17 protein-coding genes are annotated in these 19,087 nt (G+C 47.0%); 15 read left to right on the plus strand and 2 right to left on the minus strand.

Annotated elements, in window-relative coordinates:
- Positions 1-12 precede the first annotated feature (12 nt).
- From AAC599_RS15395 to AAC599_RS15420, 6 genes are read left to right on the plus strand one after another with little or no spacing between them, the layout of a single operon-like run.
- The gene (locus tag AAC599_RS15395) at positions 13-897 is read left to right on the plus strand and encodes a branched-chain amino acid ABC transporter permease (protein ID WP_340151291.1); all 885 of its coding nucleotides are present in this window, start codon (positions 13-15) and stop codon (positions 895-897) included.
- On the plus strand, positions 897-1,892 hold the full coding sequence (locus AAC599_RS15400) for a branched-chain amino acid ABC transporter permease (RefSeq protein WP_340151292.1): 996 nt from the start codon (positions 897-899) through the stop codon (positions 1,890-1,892). Before AAC599_RS15395 ends, AAC599_RS15400 begins: the two co-directional genes overlap by 1 nt.
- Entirely contained in the window at positions 1,889-2,608 is a 720-nt protein-coding gene (locus AAC599_RS15405; RefSeq protein WP_340151293.1) for an ABC transporter ATP-binding protein, read from the plus strand. Before AAC599_RS15400 ends, AAC599_RS15405 begins: the two co-directional genes overlap by 4 nt.
- Positions 2,605-3,345 carry an ABC transporter ATP-binding protein gene (locus tag AAC599_RS15410; protein WP_340151294.1) on the plus strand — a complete coding sequence of 247 codons (741 nt, stop codon included), beginning with the start codon at positions 2,605-2,607 and terminating at the stop codon, positions 3,343-3,345. The genes AAC599_RS15405 and AAC599_RS15410 overlap by 4 nt, the downstream gene beginning before the upstream one ends.
- Positions 3,342-4,385 (plus strand): hypothetical protein, encoded by a 1,044-nt coding sequence (locus AAC599_RS15415; RefSeq protein ID WP_340151295.1) that lies wholly within the window; start codon positions 3,342-3,344, stop codon positions 4,383-4,385. Before AAC599_RS15410 ends, AAC599_RS15415 begins: the two co-directional genes overlap by 4 nt.
- 30 nt (positions 4,386-4,415) lie before the next feature.
- Positions 4,416-6,935, plus strand: coding sequence for a N,N-dimethylformamidase beta subunit family domain-containing protein (locus AAC599_RS15420; RefSeq protein WP_340151296.1), 2,520 nt, complete (start codon positions 4,416-4,418; stop codon positions 6,933-6,935).
- Positions 6,936-7,007: 72 nt separating this feature from the next.
- On the opposite strand, the gene AAC599_RS15425 is transcribed toward AAC599_RS15420, so the two are convergent.
- Positions 7,008-7,844 (minus strand): alpha/beta hydrolase, encoded by an 837-nt coding sequence (locus AAC599_RS15425; RefSeq protein ID WP_340151297.1) that lies wholly within the window; start codon positions 7,842-7,844, stop codon positions 7,008-7,010.
- 399 nt (positions 7,845-8,243) lie between these two features.
- Between AAC599_RS15425 and AAC599_RS15430 the strand changes: the two genes are divergently transcribed.
- Positions 8,244-9,209, plus strand: a complete 966-nt coding sequence (locus tag AAC599_RS15430; protein ID WP_340151298.1) for a hydroxymethylglutaryl-CoA lyase — start codon at positions 8,244-8,246, stop codon at positions 9,207-9,209.
- 34 nt (positions 9,210-9,243) lie between these two features.
- On the opposite strand, the gene AAC599_RS15435 is transcribed toward AAC599_RS15430, so the two are convergent.
- A complete protein-coding gene (locus AAC599_RS15435; RefSeq protein WP_340151299.1) occupies positions 9,244-9,735 on the minus strand; it encodes a MarR family winged helix-turn-helix transcriptional regulator in 492 nt (163 codons plus the stop codon).
- 337 nt (positions 9,736-10,072) lie between these two features.
- Between AAC599_RS15435 and AAC599_RS15440 the strand changes: the two genes are divergently transcribed.
- The 8 genes from AAC599_RS15440 to AAC599_RS15475 all read left to right on the plus strand — a co-directional run bounded on the left by AAC599_RS15440 (position 10,073) and on the right by AAC599_RS15475 (position 19,050).
- Positions 10,073-11,221: an aromatic ring-hydroxylating dioxygenase subunit alpha gene (locus tag AAC599_RS15440; RefSeq protein ID WP_340151300.1), complete on the plus strand. Its 1,149-nt coding sequence runs from the start codon at positions 10,073-10,075 to the stop codon at positions 11,219-11,221.
- A gap of 47 nt (positions 11,222-11,268) precedes the next feature.
- Positions 11,269-12,099 carry an alpha/beta hydrolase gene (locus AAC599_RS15445; RefSeq protein ID WP_340151301.1) on the plus strand — a complete coding sequence of 277 codons (831 nt, stop codon included), beginning with the start codon at positions 11,269-11,271 and terminating at the stop codon, positions 12,097-12,099.
- 82 nt (positions 12,100-12,181) lie between these two features.
- Complete coding sequence (locus tag AAC599_RS15450; RefSeq protein WP_340151302.1) at positions 12,182-13,174, plus strand: hypothetical protein; 993 nt, start codon at positions 12,182-12,184, stop codon at positions 13,172-13,174.
- Between the two features lie 33 nt (positions 13,175-13,207).
- On the plus strand, positions 13,208-14,446 hold the full coding sequence (locus tag AAC599_RS15455; RefSeq protein WP_340151303.1) for a CaiB/BaiF CoA-transferase family protein: 1,239 nt from the start codon (positions 13,208-13,210) through the stop codon (positions 14,444-14,446).
- A 163-nt stretch (positions 14,447-14,609) separates the two neighbouring features.
- The gene (locus AAC599_RS15460; RefSeq protein ID WP_340151304.1) at positions 14,610-15,734 is read left to right on the plus strand and encodes a C4-dicarboxylate TRAP transporter substrate-binding protein; all 1,125 of its coding nucleotides are present in this window, start codon (positions 14,610-14,612) and stop codon (positions 15,732-15,734) included.
- A gap of 172 nt (positions 15,735-15,906) precedes the next feature.
- On the plus strand, positions 15,907-16,440 hold the full coding sequence (locus tag AAC599_RS15465) for a TRAP transporter small permease (RefSeq protein WP_340151305.1): 534 nt from the start codon (positions 15,907-15,909) through the stop codon (positions 16,438-16,440).
- Between the two features lie 68 nt (positions 16,441-16,508).
- A complete protein-coding gene (locus AAC599_RS15470; protein ID WP_340151306.1) occupies positions 16,509-17,819 on the plus strand; it encodes a TRAP transporter large permease in 1,311 nt (436 codons plus the stop codon).
- 97 nt (positions 17,820-17,916) lie between these two features.
- Complete coding sequence (locus tag AAC599_RS15475; protein ID WP_340151307.1) at positions 17,917-19,050, plus strand: M20 family metallopeptidase; 1,134 nt, start codon at positions 17,917-17,919, stop codon at positions 19,048-19,050.
- Positions 19,051-19,087: the final 37 nt, after the last annotated feature.

The raw sequence follows: 19,087 nt of genomic DNA on the forward strand, positions 1-19,087 counted from the left end.
CAGCAGGGTACTATGGACGGAACATTATTTCTTCAAACAGTTGTTGATGGGCTTATTCTAGGGGGAATCTATTCTCTTTCAGCTGTGGGCTTTTCGTTGATTTTCGGTGTGCTTGGTATTGTAAACTTAGCGCATGGTATCTTTATCCTGTTGGGGGCTTATATTGGAGTCGCCCTTAATGAGATGATGGGACTCGACCCGTTAATATCGATTCCCATTGTCTTTGTAGCGTTGTTTATACTAGGTGCAATGCTACAGCTTACCTTGGTTGCTGGGGCTGTGCGACGAAGCTCACTGATGAGTAGTCTGTTAATCACTTTTGGTGCAAGTCTTGTTATTCGGGACGGAATTATTTTGGTCTTCGGCCCAGACGTTCAAAGTTTGTCCTCAATATGGTTATTGGATACGTTTCACATCGGCGGCGTGGTAGTTGACGGAGCGAGAGCAACGGGTCTTATTGCCAGTCTTGCTCTGCTCGCGCTTTTGTCGATAGCGCTTTACAGGCTTAAAGTCGGTAGGGCGATGAGAGCAACCGCGCAGCATGATTTTGCTGCGGGGCTTTGCGGCGTTAATGCCCGAAACATCTATGCGATGACCTTCGGGGTCTCCGCCGCTTTCGCAGGAGTTTCAGGCATAATCATCGGATTGGTAAACCCGTTTTCTCCCTTCGATGATGCGTACTGGACGTTGAATGCGTTTGTGACGGTTGTCCTTGGGGGTGTCGGTAGTCCTCTCGGTGCTCTTCTAGGAGGACTGCTTCTGGGCGAGATTAGCACGTTTTCATCTCAATATATCGGAAGCCTTTATCCGAACATTTTTATTTTTTGCACACTTCTGATCATGTTGATTGTCCGGCCTAATGGTCTACTTGGTAATGCTTATAAAGGGTCAGTTTGATGCGTGGTTTTCATAAGCCTGTATCAGGTTATATATGGTTACTCTGTGCATTATTGTTGGTTGGCGCCATCATCTTGCCTTTTGTCGCCTCTCCGTTCCATATGCGCCTAGCCCAACAGGTGTTACTTTTCGGCGGTCTGGCTGTAGCGTGGAATCTATTAGGAGGGTTCACGTCTTACTGGAGCTTTGGACATACGGCATTCTTTGGATTAGGGGCATTTTCCGCGGGACTTCTAGCTCAATATTTAGGGACTGATATTTCTGCGGCGTTGCGTTTGCTCTTGGGGCTGCTATTTGCGTTGGGAATTGGTTTCGTTGCCGCGATTATAATTGCTCTCCCTGTGTTGAGGCTTCGCGGTATATATTTTGCGATCGCCATGCTGGCATTTGCGCAGATCTTGGGTGAGGTGAGCAAAACATTCGAGTTTTTTCAAGGAGCTTACGGGTTTGCCCTCCCTATGGTTGCTGGATTTGGATTGCAGAAAGTTCAAGTCTTTTATCTTCTGTTTTTAATATTCAGCTTGGTTTGTATGGGCGTATTCGTGGTTGTGAAGCGGTCCCGGCTCGGTGTTGGCCTTACATGTGTTGGTCAAGACGAGGATACCGCCGCAATGCTTGGAATACCAAGTGAAAGATACAAGTTAATCGCCTTCATTCTGAGTGCGGTGCTGACTTCGGCCGGTGGTGTATTGTACGCATACAGCTTGGGATTTATTACAACCGGTACTGTCTTTCGCATAGATATAAGTTTGAACCTCATACTATTCAGCATGGTAGGAGGGATTGGTACTGTCGCGGGGCCGATGATTGGCGCTTTGATTATTATTGTTCTTACACAAGTCCTGCTTGGCGATCTTCTTGATTTGCACATGATGATTACGGGGGCGGCTTTAATCGCCATTGTGATACTTGCACCGAAAGGATTACTGGGGTTGATCTCAGAAACCTGGCGGTCTCGTGTGAAAGTGCGGACGGATCAAGGAGCAAATGTATGAACATACTGACAGTAGAAGCTCTAACAAAGTCTTTCAAAGGTTTACGCGCTATTTCCGACGTAACGTTTTCCGTGGAAGAGGAGACCATTACAAGCATTGTTGGTCCAAACGGGGCCGGGAAGTCAACATTGTTTAACATGATTTCTGGGTATTTAAAGCCTACCTCCGGGAAAATTGAATTTAAAGAGCAGGACATTACCAATCAGGTCCCTTATCGGGTTTGTCGACTAGGGATTGCCCGAGCGTTTCAAATATCCAAGCCGTTTCCGGAACTATCTGTGCGCGATAATGTCCATGTGGCATCGTCTTTTGGCAGGGCCGGTGAACGGGATCCAATTGCGACAACAACGCACGCTTTAGATATTTGCCAACTGACCTCTTTGCAGGATGAATTGGCGGGGTCACTAAGTATCGGGAACCTCAGACGACTGGAGCTGGCGCGTGCCATCGCTGCCCGACCTGTGATTTTGTTGGCAGATGAGCCGTGTGCGGGCTTGAATAGTACCGAAACGCGTGACTTGACGAACGTGCTTTTGCAAATCCGTAAAGCGGGCATCACGGTATTGCTGGTTGAGCATGACATTAAGGCCGTGCGGCGTGTTTCCGATCGCGTTATTGTCATCGAAGCGGGGCAAAAAATAGCGGACGGTAAGGCTGCTGACGTTTTTACCAATCAGGCAGTGATTGATGCATATTTGGGGACATCCACCGAATGACGGAATTAAAAGTAAATGACGTGCATTACGCTTATGGGGGTGCTCGTGCACTAAATGGAGTATCGCTTGAGGTAAACGATGGCAGCGTAGTAGCGCTACTTGGTTCTAATGGGGCGGGTAAAACGACGACAGCAAAATTAATTGCTGGCGCTTTAACACCCTCAAAAGGAAGCGTTTTATATAACAACGAGACCGTTTCCGGACTCCCGGTGCATCAGGTGATGCGACGGGGGATTGTGCTCGTCCCTGAAGGACGGCAGATTTTTGCGCAAATGAGCATACATGAAAATCTGGTTATGGGTGCTTACAAAGAAAACGACCGCGGTCGGATTGCTGAATTACTTGAGCAAAGGTATGAGACCTTTCCACGTCTTGCGGAACGCCGGAATCAACTTGCGGGATCTTTAAGTGGTGGCGAACAGCAAATGTTGGCCATTGCCAGGGGGCTTATGGGTGAGCCCCGCCTGCTGATACTTGATGAGCCTTCACTCGGGATCATGCCAAAACTTGTTCAACAAATTTTTGAACTGATTAATTACATCGCTGCTTCAGGGGTATCCATTTTGCTCATTGAGCAGAATGCCCGTGCTTCTTTGGAAGTGGCGTCCTACGCGTATGTTCTCGAGAAAGGGCGAATTATTATGGAAGGCGCAAGCAGTACAATGCTTGACGACGCATTTGTGCAGAATGCGTATCTTGGAGCAGATGAAGATGAAGAGTTGGAAGAAAGATTATGAGTATGCTGACATCACCACGGTTACAGCGAGCAGTTGATAATCTTGTAGTGAAAAGCTTTGCTGTTACATCCGATGATAGTGTCCTTATTACCGGCGATTACAACACAGAAATGGAATTATTGGACGCTGTGGCCGCAAGCGTTGCACGGGCAGGCGGAAAACCACTAATCGCTCTTGCGCCGGTCTTGCCCTATCAGGGCGGCATGTCTGACCCCTATGTGAGCACATCGTTAAAAGCTGCGGCTAATGACTCTGACATTTGGTTTGACTTTTGTTTTCCATATCATGCCGGATCAGGAATGCATAGTAGCACTATGGAGAATGGCCGCTGCCGATATTGCCTGTTGGCAATGTCCTCAGCCGAGTCATTTGAGCGATTATATGGGTGTGTCGACTATAATACATTACTTGAATTCAACGTTGCGATAGCAGAATACTTCTTGCAAGCCGAAGGTGAAATCGTTCGGTTCACTTGTCCTCTTGGCACAGACGTCAGCATGAAGCTCGACAAAATGAAGACGGTTCGCAAAGGACTATGTAAGGACCCCGGAACCTATACAGTTCCAGGTACGCAAAGCTTCTATCCGGTTATGGAATCTGTCAAGGGACAGATCGTCATTCAGGCTCTCTTCGATGAGTACTACAGGGGTTTGCGCAGACCAATAACAATCGAAGCGGATGGCGGGATAAGAAGTATTACAGGAGGCGGCGCCGAAGATCGCATCAGTTTTGATCGGGCATTGCGCCGTGCGGGAGGAGGGCAAGAATACGGTAACTTTATTCATTTTACAGCTGGTTTTCATCCAGCGACGATGTTGACCCAGAAACATTTCATTGAAGATATTCGAGTGCCCGGCAGTAACGCGATCGGCATGGGTCTTCCTTGGTGGGAACCTGGGGGAGGAGAAAATCATCCAGACGGTATTGTTCTCGACCAGTCTCTTTGGGTTGGCGATGATCAATTGGTTGATAATGGGGATTTTGTTGGTCCAGAAAAACTCAAGACACTATACGAAGCAATGTCTCGTGTACTCGATTGATACTAATTCGCTAATTTTAGAGAAGGCGAAATGGATAAAATTGACGCAACCCGGATAGATTTAGCGTGTGAATTCCGTGACCACCCATCAGGACCTCATAGCGAAGAATTACAAAAGCTTCTTAAAATTCTGCGCTGGGACTCCTTTGATAATCGCATTATCGGTGTTCAAATAGAAAGGGGAGGGCGATGGCATCTGGCTCGATCTAACGGCCGGAAAGGCAGCCCGTTAAACCTTTTTAGTGGTACCGGATACAATACAGCAGCAGAAATTCAATGGGCGATTTTTCGCGCACGCTGGAAACAGCATACCGGGCAAGATCTTTGTCTCGAAAAAGATGAGCCCCTTCCCAGCGAAGGTAATCCTCAGTCAAACTTGACGAGCCGTGCAGTGGTTGGCTACGCAGATCACTTCAGTATTGAGGCCGGAAAAACAATAGCATTCAAGGTCAGCGCGAGTAATTCTTATAACGTGAGTTTTGAGCGGTTGATTTGCGGTGATGCTGAAAATATAGGTATGAAAACACTCCCTATTCAGACATCTGTGGATGGGGAATATGTCGGTCGCCATCAAAGCGTTAGCTGTGGTTCGTATGTGGATATAGAGCGCGGATCTGAAATTACTCCCGAGTCATTTACATATTATGCCTTTGTATGGCCGACAGTACCAGATTTGGCCCGGTCCCAGGTGATAATGGGTGATGCGCAGCGGTTTATGTATTTGAATGCAGAGGGCAGACTTTCTTTTAGGAATAATGGAACCGAAGTTTCATTAAAAATACCTCTGCTAAGCCGACATTGGTATTTTGTTGCTGCGAGCTGTGATACGACAACAGGTGAAATTTGGCTTGCGCAGCGCCCATTGCATGTATACGCGGCCAAGGGCGACAGTACCGCATTAGCGATATGTGGCTATACGGCACAGGAGGGGCAGGAGCCAATTGGGTTCCGTATTGCCGCGGGTTTCGGCACGGATGGTAGTGTCTCATCTCATTATAACGGTAAAATTGATAGTCCGGTTGTCATGGGCCGTGCTTTAAGTAACTCAGAACGTGCAGCGTTAATGTCAGGCGAGTGTATTGTTCAACAGGATGGGGCGGTTATTGCGTCATGGGATTTTAGCCAAGAAATTTCTACCACCCGGATCGTTGATACTTCGAACCATGAATTTCACGGGGTTGCGGTAAATTTGCCAACCCGCGCTATGAAAGGCTGGAACTGGGATGGCAGTGAGTACAATTGGACTCATCGGCCCAGCCATTACGGTGCAATTCATTTTCACGATGACGATCTTTATGACTGCGGATGGAAAAATGATTTTGAGTTTGAAGTACCCAAAGACCTTCGTAGTGGGTTGTATTGTGCACGATTGATTTCGGAGGGAACTGAAGAGGCCATTCCATTTGTAGTTCGACCGCCGAAAGGTGAGGCGAGAGCCTCTTTGGCACTTCTTCTTCCGACCGCAAGTTATTGGGCGTATGGGAATACTCATCATCATCTCGAATGGACAGAAGGAGAGAATATTCGCAACGTATTTACCACGATCGATGCGACAACACTTTTTTTGCATGAGCATCCAGAATTTGGGTGTTCTCTTTATGACCATCATAGTGACGGTAGCGGTGTTTGCTACGCGTCTCGCCTCCGCCCGATTTTGAACATGCGGCCAGGGGAGCGGTTGTGGCAGCTGCCAGCAGATACGCATATCATTGATTGGTTGGAGGAAAAAGATATCGCCTTTGATATCATTACGGAAGATGACCTCGAAGTGGAAGGTGTATCGCTGTTAAATCAATACCGATGCGTCATGACAGGAACCCACCCCGAGTATCCTTCTAAAACCATGTTGGATTCGATCCTTGCTTATCAAAACAATGGCGGCCGCTTCATATACATGGGCGGCAACGGTTTTTATTGGCGAACTTCATATCATCCTGAATTACCGGGTGTTCTCGAGATGCGCCGCGCGGAAGATGGTATTCGAACGTGGGCTGCTGAAGGAGGAGAATATTATCACAGCTTCACCGGAGAATTGGGAGGGATGTGGCGTCGGATGGGGCAGGCGCCTCAATCCGTGGCAGGCACGGGAATGTCTGCGCAAGGTTTCGATGTCTCCACTTATTTCGAGCGCTTGCCAGCAAGTTTCGACGCGCGGGCATCTTTTGTATTCCAAGGAATTGGCGAGCATGACCGGATCGGTGATTTTGGATTAATTGGCGGCGGAGCGGCCGGATGGGAAGTTGATCGAGCGGATGCTCGTTTAGGAACGCCACCGCATGCTCTTATACTGGCCACTGCAACAAATTTTTCGTCCGGCTATCATTGGATGAAGGAGGAACTGACACATACGCACTCGGCAATTAATGGAGAGACTTGCCCATTGGTGCGTTGTGATATGGTGTTTTATGAGACTCCGAAAGGCGGAGCGGTTTTTTCAACCAGTTCAATAGCATGGGCTGGGGCGCTTTCGCATGCTGACTATGACAATAATGTTTCTCGTATTACCGAGAATGTTATCAGACGTTTTATCGATCCGATGCCATTTGAATAAAATCAGATTTCCGCCATTATTGATATTGGCAGCAGGCAGCGTGGTGGAAAAATAAACGACTAATCGACGGATTTAAGTTTCAGCCAGAAAGTCAGATGCGCAGCGATTATATTCTTCCGGGTGCTCGATCATTGGATAATGGCCACAATCATCAAAAACGACAAGGCGCCCATTTGGCAGGCGAGACACGGCTTTCTCGGCACTTTCAAGTGATCCGCCCCGATCATCGCGGCCCCAAAAAACCAGTGTAGGGCAGGTGATATTTTCAAGTCGCTCTAAAATTCTATAAGGCCGGAATCGCTCCGGATCCTGCATTGTTGACAATGTTTCTGCCAGGCGAAGTGCAGGCCAAGGCTGAGCGTAGCAAAGTTGCGCTATTAGCAGAAGCTCCTCCGGTATTTTTTTGATGTCAAAAAAGTTATTGCCAATCCTTTCACGCCATACTGTCCTCGAGGAGTATGAAATTTTATCAGGCGCATATACCGTCAGCATTTTGCTTACCTGATCTTTCAGTTGTTCTTCGGTGTTAAAACAGGAACCACTTCCATTGATGATTAGCTTACGGATGCGGTTTGGATTGGCGAGGTAAAGTAAGGAGGCCAAGAGCGCTCCGTAAGAACTGCCGCAAACTGAGAAAACATCAAGCTTCAGGGCATTGGCAAGTCCTTCTAAATGTCGTATTTTTGCCGAAACGTCTACGGATGCCGTGTCGACTGGTTTTGTAAAACCATGCCCGAGCATGTCGGGGGCTATGACACGGTGCGTGCGTGCCAGACTCTCGATATTGTGCATCCAGACTTCTGATGTAAGAGCCAATCCGTGCAATAACATAATTGCTGGAGCACTTTCTTCCCCTGCCACAACACAACGGGTAGGGATTCCCATAACTTCAACGTAAAGCATTTTCATAAGCTTAATTCCTATTACTTCAGGTTGGCATTGAATCTCTATCACATAGAATTATAATATTATACGAGTGTATAAAATATATGCAACACTGTTGGGAACCAAAGTGATGCTGGAAAGTGCGCATATATGATAAAAGCAGCAACAGCATCCCAATTCTTTTAGAGATACACCTTATAGGAGATTTTATGTAATTATATTTTCTCTGTAATTGTGAATTTTTTATCCGATTATTGCGACAGATCGGAATGTTAAATCGATGTTGTTATCTCTCAAGGTTCAATGAATTCAGTTTTTTGCTTTGACAAATCTATAGTTTGAAAAATAACTATGTGAGGAAAGCTCATTAAAAGAGGCTTATTGCGAAAGAGCTTAGTTGGTTACTCAGGAGGAGTTAATAAAGTGGATCAGTCACGTGAAATATATTCTGCGAATATCTCAAAAGCCGGAAAACACAACAAAGAGGTTGAGTTTGTAGAGGTTGCCCCGCGTGACGGTTTTCAATCGATAAGCCAGTACATATCGATTAAAGAGAAGATTGCGATAGTAGGCGAACTCCTTAAAGCAGGATTTCGTCGAATGGAGTTAGGGTCAGTCGTTAGCCCGCGCGCCTTGCCTCAAATGGCGGATATAGCTGAGATTGCCGCAGCATATAAAGGGTATGATGACGCGAGATTGAGCTTGCTTGTTCCAAATGCAAAAGGGGCGGAAATTGCCTTGCGAAATGGATATGATAATCTTGTTTTTGTGATATCGGTTTCGGAGACTCATAATTTGAAAAATGTGAGGCAAACACCTAATCAATCTCTTGATCAATTGAGATCGGTTATAGCGACGATCGGTGCTGAGGCGATTTCAAAACTCCGTATCGATCTCGCTACAGCGTTTGACTGTCCTTTCGATGGGAACGTTTCATTGGACGCAGTTCGTCGTATTTTTCTTGCTGCACGTGAAATAGCTCCAGATGCAGAGTTTGCTCTGTGTGACACGACGGGCCGGGCAGATCCGCGATCTGTTTCTAGTCGGTTTGAGGCATTGTCTCACGATGCTCCATGCACAGCTTGGGCATTTCATGGGCACGATACATTTGGGATGGGTGTGGCAAACGCGTTTGCGGCATATATGTCAGGCGTTCAAGTGATTGATGGCGCCGCTGCTGGTCTTGGTGGGTGCCCATTTGCTCCGGGTGCATCCGGGAACACGGCAATGGAGGATTTGGTATTTGCATTTTCCAAGGGCGGTATCGATTCAGGCGTTGATCTTTTCCAATTACTTTCTGCTGCAGACCGGATTGCGAAATTGCCTGGAGGTATGACAGCGAGTCATTTGCGCAACGTTCCGAGAGAACGTATATCTCAGGTTTTATGATACTGAAGAATGCAAGTTTAAGTATTTTTTTCTGTTAGCCGTCTTTCCTGACAAGCGACCAATCAGAAAGCTGTATTAGATGATCTCTAAGCTCATAGAACTCTTTATCACCGACTTTCTCCCTGATTGCGTCATCAATGTCTGATAAAATTGTTTGCTGTTCCGCAATGAGTTTCCGTCCGTACTCGGTGAACGCTACAATTTTAGCCCTGCGATCCAGATTGTCTACTGTGGTTGAAACCAGATCCAAGGACTCGCAAATTTTAATGAGTTGTCCAACAGCCTGCTTCGTTATGCCTGCACGTTCGGCAATATCGGTAATTCTTGTCCCGTTAGAGTCAATATGTCTCAATAGGCTAATATGAGAAGATCGGATGTCTTTGAACCCTTTTTCCTGAAGACCATGTACAAGCGCTTCTTGCCAATTGACGAGAGCCAGCAGTAGAAGTCGGCCGAAATTTTCCGTTCGAAAAAGTGGCTCAGTGTCCTTATTCAAGCCTCGATAAAGTGTAGGTGGTGTCGACAAAGCCAAACCTTTTTTATTATATTTTTAAGCGATTCTATACATATAAAATCCGTGAGGAAGTTACTTCCTCTGCACGTGAAGTTAATATTGGAAACCATTAGCAATCTCATAAGAGATGCTCCTAATGTTATTTCTCAAAATGTCAGACGTCAATGTTTCCTCTATGTTTCTCAAATAATATTTCAGCGCTTGACCTCAGAATCTAAATTTAGTAAGGTTGCTTTACTAATTGAGCCGCGTTGCTTCTATGCTATTGGCAAAAATACGAAAAATAACGTGGCCCGCTTGGAAACTTGTTCTGATGGGTCGGGTAACAAAGAGAAGAGGGAATAACGAAATGTCGCAATTAATTGGGGCCACAGATTTCAAAAAGGCGCAGTCTCCCGTTACGAAAGCTGAGCATGCCCCAAGCTACATTTACACTTCACCAGATATTTTCGATTTGGAAAAGCAGGAAATCTTTATGAAAGATTGGCTGTGTGTCGGACGCGAGGAAGAGGTCGAAAATCCTGGTGATTATACAGCATTTAGGGTGCTTGATGAGCCGGTTGTTGTAGTGCGTGGCCAGGATGGTGAGGTTAGAGCATTTTCAAATATATGTTCGCATCGTGGAACTGAGATCGCTTTCGGCGACGGCAATAAGAAAGTGCTTAGCTGCCCTTTTCATGGATGGAGTTACGGCCTTGATGGAAACTTGATTGGCGCCCCATTTATGGATGAGACTGAGGATTTTGATAGGAAGGCTTGCAAGCTCCCAACGATCAGATTGGAGATCTGGCGCGGCTGGATGTTCATTAACTTTGATATCAATGCGAAGCCTTTAAGTGAATACGTCGCGTCTTTGGAAGAAGATTTCGGATATATTCCTCAGGAAGAATATAGGCTCGCTGTAAAAACAGTCGGTGAAGTGGAGTGCAACTGGAAACTATTGGTTGAAAACCTTATCGACTTTTATCATGTCAACGTGGTTCATAAGACTACCAATGGACGTAGTTTTACGCATGACTCTTTCAAATTTAAATCGCATCCGGGCGGTGGATATCAGGCGTTTTACAACTCCGGACCTTCTACTCCGACGGGCGAGCCAATCTTCGGCCGCGCTCCTTGGATGGACGATAAATCCGATGATTTTTCCACAACCGGTTTGTTGCCGCCGAACTTCACATTCTTCGCTCGTACAGACACGGTACATCCTTATATTACGTGGCCACTTAGCCCGACACGCTCTCGGTTGATGGTCTATACGCTAATTCCAAAAATGTTTTTTAATGAGCCGAATTTTTCTGAGCGGGTTGAAGGGTATCGTCAGACGCAGGCGCGGGTAATGGACGAAGATCGCCAAATGCTCGAATCTGTCCAAAACAGTATGGTTTCGAGAAACTTTCGTCCCGGACGCATGGCGTCCATCGAAAAAGGCGTTAATCACATCATCAGTAGTTATCTGGAAAGGCTTAAGGAGGCGGGACAGCGGCAAGCTCGGAAATAACCTTTTTATGATTCGCTAACAGATATTCGTCAGGCTGGAGATGTGAAATGGAAATGAAATTCGTCAATGTGGAGGGGCATGATACTCGATGCATTGTTGCTGGGGAGGTGGGGGCTCCACCATTAATTCTCGTCCACGGGCTGAGTCTAACTGCCGACTTATGGATGAAAAATATCGACTCCTTGGGTCGGCATTTTCGGGTGGCGGCGCTGGATATGCTGGGCCACGGGTTCACCAGGCCCAAGGATATGAGCGTGCGGATTACCTTTGACGATAAGGTGAGCCATATACTGAAATTTGCTGAGATCATGGGGTTTGACCGTTTTGCGATTAGCGGCAGTTCCTATGGAGGGCTCGTTGCGGCTAATGTTTATCTTGCCGCGAAAAAGCGAGTGGAAAAACTAGTAATCAATGGAAGCGGTTCGGCCTTTAATACCGAAGATCAGCTTGCAGCCTTTCTTGAGCGAATTTATGACAACTATGGTGCGATATTAAAGAGGCCATCTCCAGATGGTTGGCGAAAAGTGCTGGAAGGTACATTTCATGATCCACTAACGATCCCTTCCGAAATTCCGATGTTGTTGAGTCTGTGTTATGCGCAGCCTTGGGCTGTTGACTGCTGGAACAACACAATTGACGAAATGAGGGCCCTGGAAGCGTTTCGCCGGTTTCGAATACTTGAGAGACTCGAGGAGATAGATGTTGAAACCCTGGTGGTTTGGGGACGCAACGACACTGGCGGGATTTATGAAGCCGCCGTCGCTGCCGTTGATCAAATGCCGGATTCTACGCTCGTTTCAATTGAAGGTTGCGGCCACCTTCCCATGATTGAAAAGCCAGAAATATATAACCAGGAAGTGTCTAAATTTTTGTTGTGAATAACGTGGCAACAAATATACGGGATTGTTAAATACCATGAATCTAGAGATACTCGCTTGCGCGCGTGGCGCGGATAAGCTTATGCGCGATCAGTTTTGTGTAAAGCCGGGAGAAACGGTTCTCATAACGGCCGACACGCAAACAAATTTGGCAACTGCTGAAAGTATTCTGTCGGTGGCCCGCATGATAGGTGCGGAGGCGTCGTTGCTTGTGGTCAATCAGCTTCCTTACCAAGGGAGACTCGCTGATCCTTATATTCCGGAAATTTTAAAGCGAGCGGTTTTGGAATGCGATGTCTGGCTTGACATGGCGTTTCCATACCTGGCCGGTTCAGAGGTACATGATGATGCAATGAGTGAGAAGCGGTGCCGTTACCTGCTTTTAGGAGATTTATCTTCGCGGGGGATCGAAAATCTTTATGGGCGCTTTGATCTTGATGTTCTGTTTTCATTTCAGAACGCATTTGATAACTTCATCGCCGAAAAAGAAGGCGCCAAGATCCGCATAACCAGCCCTCTGGGTACCGATGTTTCTTTTGAGCTTGGCAGGTCGGTTGCAAAAAAAATCCGCCATTCCAATGTCCCCGGGATGTATACACCGCCTGGTTCAGGGATTTTTTTTCCGGTCCCGGAATCTGTTAAGGGCGAGATTATACTGGAATCCGTGTTCCATGAATATTATGTCCAGCTGCCGTCCCCAATGCGAATTAAGTTGGACGGTTCAATTACATCCATTGATGGAGGGGGAGCGCATGCACAAGCAATGGACCGTGCATTGAGAAGAGCTGCCGGCGGAGAGTATGGGCGGGTAATTCATTTTAGTTATGGATTTCATCCGATGACCCAATTCACGGGTCATTCCTTCATTGAAGACATACGCGTATGCGGAACAAACGCGATTGGTTTTGGAGTCCCTTGGTGGGAGCCTGGCGGAGGAGAAAATCATCCCGACGGGGTCATCACACAACAATCCCTATGGATTGAGGATGAGCAGGTTATTTGCGATGGGGTAATTAAGGGGCCGAAAACACTGCTCTCTCCATATCTGCAAATGAAGCAAGCCGATTCACGCTGATATGTTTAATTTTCGCATGAGTGAAAAAGAACAATGAGTGAAACTAAAGAGCAAACGCTTCCTCTTTCCGGTTTGAGAATACTTGAGCTCGGCCATTTTATTGCCGCGCCGTTTTGCACCCGGATATTGGCTGATTTGGGGGCTGAAGTCATTAAGGTAGAGCAGCCCGGACATGGAGACCCTGTTCGTCGTTGGGGCAAAATTTCTGACGGCCAGGAGGAATCTGTATGGTGGTCGGTTCACGGGCGAAATAAGAAATCGGTCAGTATTAACCTGAAAGATCCGGAAGGTATAAAGGTTGTACGCGAACTGCTTCCGCATGTTGATGCTTTGGTCGAAAACTTCAAACCAGACCAGCTTGCGGAGTGGGGATTGGATAGAGAAGAGATAGATAAAGCTAACCCAGATATTGTCGTAGTGAGAATCTCAGGTTATGGACAGACCGGCCCTGAACGGGATAGGGCGGCATTTGGGCTTATTGGGGAAGCCATTGGTGGGCTCAGGCATTTGACCGGATATCCGCCAGAAGTCACTGATCTGCCGCCGGTCCGAGTAGGGGTGTCGATCGGTGACAGTATTGCCGGGTTGTACGGCGCCATCGGGTTGCTAGCCTCTGTTTATGCCAAAGGGGCGGGAAAAAACCAAACGGCGAATAGATACTCAGATGTGGCGTTGTCGGAATCAGTATTCAGCTTGCTGGAAGGGTGCTTACCAGAGTATGGGCATTTTGGTGATATACGACAACCGCAAGGATCTTCGCTCTCGACGACAGCTCCCTCAAACGCTTATCCATCTGCAGACGGTAAATGGTTTTTGATTGGCGCTAATTCTGATTCATTGTTTATGCGATTATGCAGAGTGATGGAACGTGAGAAACTCGCGTTTGATTTACGTTTTAAAGATAATCCATCACGAGTGCGCAATAGGGTTGAGCTTGATGAAGAGATTGTCGGCTGGACACGAACAAAGCCGCTCGCGGAACTCCAGGAAATAGCGAAAGCCGCGGACATACCCTCTAGCGGTATATACACCATAGCAGACATTGCAGCTGATGCTAATTTTCAACATCGGGGGATGGTCCAGAAGGTCCAAGATCCGCGCTTGGGGGAGGTACTGCATCCGGGCATGGTTCCAAATTACAACATTGATCCGTCCAATGCGGTTCGCTGGTGTGGGCCTAAGGTCGGTGAGCATAATAACGAGATATTGTCCGGAATGCTTGGTATGTCAGCCAAGAAAATTCATCAGCTGGCAAAACAAGGCACCATTTAGACCTTCCTCAACTTTAAGAACAGAAAGAAAGCTGATGTCACCAACCATATTGCAAAAAAAGTAAAGATACCTTACTATTATGTGTCGGGATGTTGGAACAATTAGCTTTCGAGCGGTGAAAAACTACTAGATGGGCTAATTAATTTTAAACCGGGAGAAATAAATGCGAAATTTGATACGTGCTATTACAATCGTGGCTACCATGACAATAGGCGTTGCGGCTCAAGCGGATGAGACTAGTCTTACTGCGAGTGTGTGGCTACCTCCATCTCATCCAGTGACTAAATATGGTTATTCCAATTGGTTGGAAAATGTTGAGCGGGAGTCAGGCGGAAGCCTGACGACAAAGCTATTTACCGGGTCTGCCCTGCTGTCGCCTGCGGATCATCTTAGCGGAATTCGCGACGGGATAGCAAAAGTCGGTTGGATTGCTGGAACCTATAATCCTTCAGATATTCCTGAGGACAATACAATCTTTCAGATGTCGTTCGTCTACACGGATTACTTTGTCGGGTCGTTTGCTGTAACCGAATTCAACATGCTTGACGGGCAAATGCAGGAACAATGGAAACGCAATAACCTTGTTTACCTGAGTGGCTTTTCCACACCTCCATATCGTTTGATCTGCACCAGCGAGATCGTCAGTGTTGAAGATATGAAGGGTAAAAAAATCCGATCTACCGGTGGGGTTGTTCCTAATTGGGTTAAGAGTGTTGGGGGTGTTCCTGTCAACGTCTCTTCGAGTGAAAGTTATACGGGCTTGGAAAAGGGGCAAATAGACTGCGCGACAAACGCGATTGACGATCTCCGGTCTCGTTCTTACTGGGATGTTGCGAAGTCGGTAACACTTGTTGAACTGGGGGCCTACTGGTCAATTAACGCAGGCAACAGAGATTTTTGGCATGAGCTTGATACAGCGCAACGGCAAGTAATTCTTGATACAATGGCTGAAAATCTTGTCGATACAGGAATTGGCTATTTGAATGATGTTGAAGAGATTGTTCAAACGGCTAAAGAAATGGGTGTCAAGTTTTATGAGCCGAAACAGGATTTGCTGGACACTCTTGAGACCAGTAAGCAGGGCGTTGTCCCCTATGCCATAGAATTGGGAACCGAGAAATTTGGTGTGGCAAATGCAGAAGATATGGTTGCAAGGTTTAGCAAAATTGCAAAAAAATGGCAGGATTTGCTACAGAATGTTGACCGCAACGATCGCGAAGCCATGCTTAGTTTGGTGAAGCAGGAGATCTATGGTCGATTGGATCCGGCAAAATACAGCATGGAATAATTGGGTTGTGATTTTGACGCCGTGACGACAAGCTTCCGGGGATTTTGGATTTTGATGATGAAACATTCCCCTATCCTCGGAAGCTAACGCGTTACAAAGTATCAAAAGCACCTTCATGCTCGGTCCGGTATTCATTGACTTTAGGCGGAATGATAAGGACAGGAATAACATCATGGCTACGCTGGAAAAATGGATACGCCTCCTTAGTAAGGGCTTGGCACTGATTGGCGGGGTTTCCGTCGTGCTTATGATGATTCATGTCGTCGCCGATATTATTGCGAAATATCTGTTTAACAGTCCGATAGAAGGCACGTTGGAGGTCGTTTCTGCCTATTATATGGTGGCAGTGGTATTCTTGCCTCTTGCAATTGCTGAGTTGCGAAGAGAACACATTATTGTTGATATGTTCATTCGGCATTTTGCCTTCACCCCAAGAGTCTACACATATGTTCTTACGGGTTTGATAACCGCGGGCTTCTATGGCTTGTTGGCGTATGAGACGGGGGAGGCTGCATTGCATGCTTTAAAGATAAACGAAGTAATGATGGGAACGTCTTTCGTTGTCGTTTGGCCTAGCCGCTGGTTCTTACCAATTGGGTTTGGTGCAATTACGCTAGCGATCCTTTTCCACGTTTTACAGGCTATTTTAAGGCCCGACGAATTCAGAAACGCAGTCGCAGAACCCGAAATGCCGGTAGTGGACTAGTGGCCGCCACTATCCCAATCATGCCAGCCTTAAAAAGTGCAATCTACATTAGCTGATAGGGAAAATTTATGAGTGATTTGGTCGTCGGGTTCGCCGGTATTGGGTTGGGTCTTATACTAATGGCTATAGGAACGCCTATAGGGCCCGCACTTGGGCTCGCTGCCTTTTTGGGCATCGCCATAATCACAGGACTTGGCGCCGCGCTGGGGACCCTTGCGTCAGCCCCGTATACGTTTGTCGGTGACTGGAATTTAACAGCCGTGCCTATGTTTCTTCTTATGGGCTACGTGGCATCAAATACGGGTTTGTCACGAGGGTTGTTTAAAGCCTGCAGAATGTTGCTTTCACGGCTTCCCGGCGGCCTGGCAATTGCCAGCATCGGTGCGACCTCTCTTTTGTCAGCGGCTTCTGGATCTAGCATGGCAACAGCATCTGCGATGGCAAAAATAGCTACGCCGGAAATGCTGCGTTATAAATATGATCGCGGGTTGGCGACGGCTGTAATAGCATCCGCGGGTACGCTTGGCTCCCTCATTCCGCCAAGTATATTGTTAATTCTATACGGATTCTTTGCAGGAGCTCCGGTTGGCCAGTTGTTTATGGCTGGAGTTATTCCGGGAATCATTACAGCGCTTTTATACGCCGGAATGGTTGTTTTCGGCTGTATTCTAAATCCAAACTTGGCGCCAGCACATGAAGAAACGAGAGAGCCGGGTGACGTTATTGAAGCAATCCGTGATGTATGGCCGTTACCGGTTCTCATCATAGGTGTTTTAGCGGGAATTTCCGGAGGGATATTCAGTCCGACCGAGGCAGGCGCTGTTGGTGCAGCGCTTGCGGTTCTAATCGCCTGGACCCGGGGAGGATTGACTTTCCCAAGATTATGGGAATCAGTCTTTCAAACGCTATGCGGAACGGCGAGTGTATTTATCATTGTCATTGCAACAGTGCTTCTAGCTCGATTTATGGCATTAAGTGGTGTCCCAACGTTTTTGACAGGAATTGTGTTGTCGGGCGCTACATCTACGTTTGAAATTATTCTTGTTATTGCAATTCTATATTTAGTCCTTGGGTGTTTTATTGATTCAATCGGTCTTTTGTTGCTTACGCTGCCGATTATTTTGCCAATGGCGCAGCAGGCCAATATGGACTTGGTGTGGTTTGGTATTGTAATCGTAAAGCTTCTTGAAATGGGGATGGTCACGCCGCCGGTGGGGCTGAATGTTTATGTAATAAATGCTGCATTGAACAATACAATTCCTTTAAGCCTTATATTTAAAGGAGTCATGTGGTTTTTAGTCATGGACGTCATAGCTTTGTTAATTTTCGTTGTTTTCCCGGAAGTTGTTTTATGGCTGCCAAACTTGCTCGCTAACTGATATCGCGCCGTTTGACAGTGTGTCCTAATAGCTCAGAATCTCACCGGACAACAATCTCGCTAAATTTGTGGATTTCACGGAAGGAAGTTTAACGGTCATGACCAAGCCAGTCTCATTGAATGTCTTAGAGCTTAGTCAGCGTTTGGTAGCATTTGATACCATAAATCCGCCGGGAAATGAAAGCGAATGTGCAGAGTATCTTTGCGCGGTACTTGAAAAAGCGGGGCTGCAAGTCAAGCTGGCGCCATTTGGCGAAGGCCGATTTAACATACTGGCTTCCGCCGGAAGTTCATCGGAAAAGCCACCGCTTTGTTTTACTGGCCACATTGATACCGTTCCTTTGGGAAACGGATCTTGGTCGATGGATCCATTCGCGGGTCAAATTGAAAACGGGCGAATGTATGGAAGGGGAACGAGCGATATGAAATGCGGTGTTGCCGCTTTCATCGTCGCAATAGTGGAACTGATTGGGCACCTGAAATCAGGATCCGGCGTAAGGTTGATAATTACCGGAGGCGAAGAGACGGGCTGCGAAGGTGCTTTGCATCTCGTGAAAAATGGAATGATTGAAAAAGGGGGTGCGTTGATCGTCGCCGAACCGACGGCTAACATGCCGCTCGCCGGTCACAAAGGGGCCTTGTGGCTTCGTGCTATAACCAGCGGGGTTACTGCCCATGGTTCGATGCCGGAATTAGGTGACAATGCAATCTATAAAGCGGCTAAAGGCATTTCCAAATTGGAAACTTATAATTTTGATGGGGCATTGCACCCTCACATGGGGTGTGGGACAGTAAATGTTGGCACAGTCAAAGGTGGGTTAAATTTAAACTCTGTGCCGGATCTAGCGGAATTTGGGGTGGACATCCGCACAATTCCGGGAATGGCTCATTCGGATGTCTTGAAGAAGATGGCCCTCTATCTCGGTAAGGATATCGATCTAAAACCGATTGTCGATGTGGAGGCGGTATGGACAGATCCCCAGAACGAATGGTTTCGACGAATCTCTGAAATCGCGGCAGATGTCACTGGTGTGCAATCAGGAGGCGGTGCCGCCAGCTTTTTCACGGACGCCTCGGTGCTAATTGAAGAGTTAGGCGGTGTCCCTGCAGTAATAATAGGGCCAGGCGAACCTAAAATGGCGCATCAAACAGACGAATATTGCGAACTTTTCAGAATGGATGAGGCGATAGAAATCTATCGGCGCGCAATAGCAGATTGGTGTGAATTGTGAGATATGCTGTGATGGCACTTCAGTCTGCTGACGACTA

Source organism: uncultured Sneathiella sp., from assembly GCF_963976355.1.
In the GTDB taxonomy this organism is placed as follows: domain Bacteria; phylum Pseudomonadota; class Alphaproteobacteria; order Sneathiellales; family Sneathiellaceae; genus Sneathiella.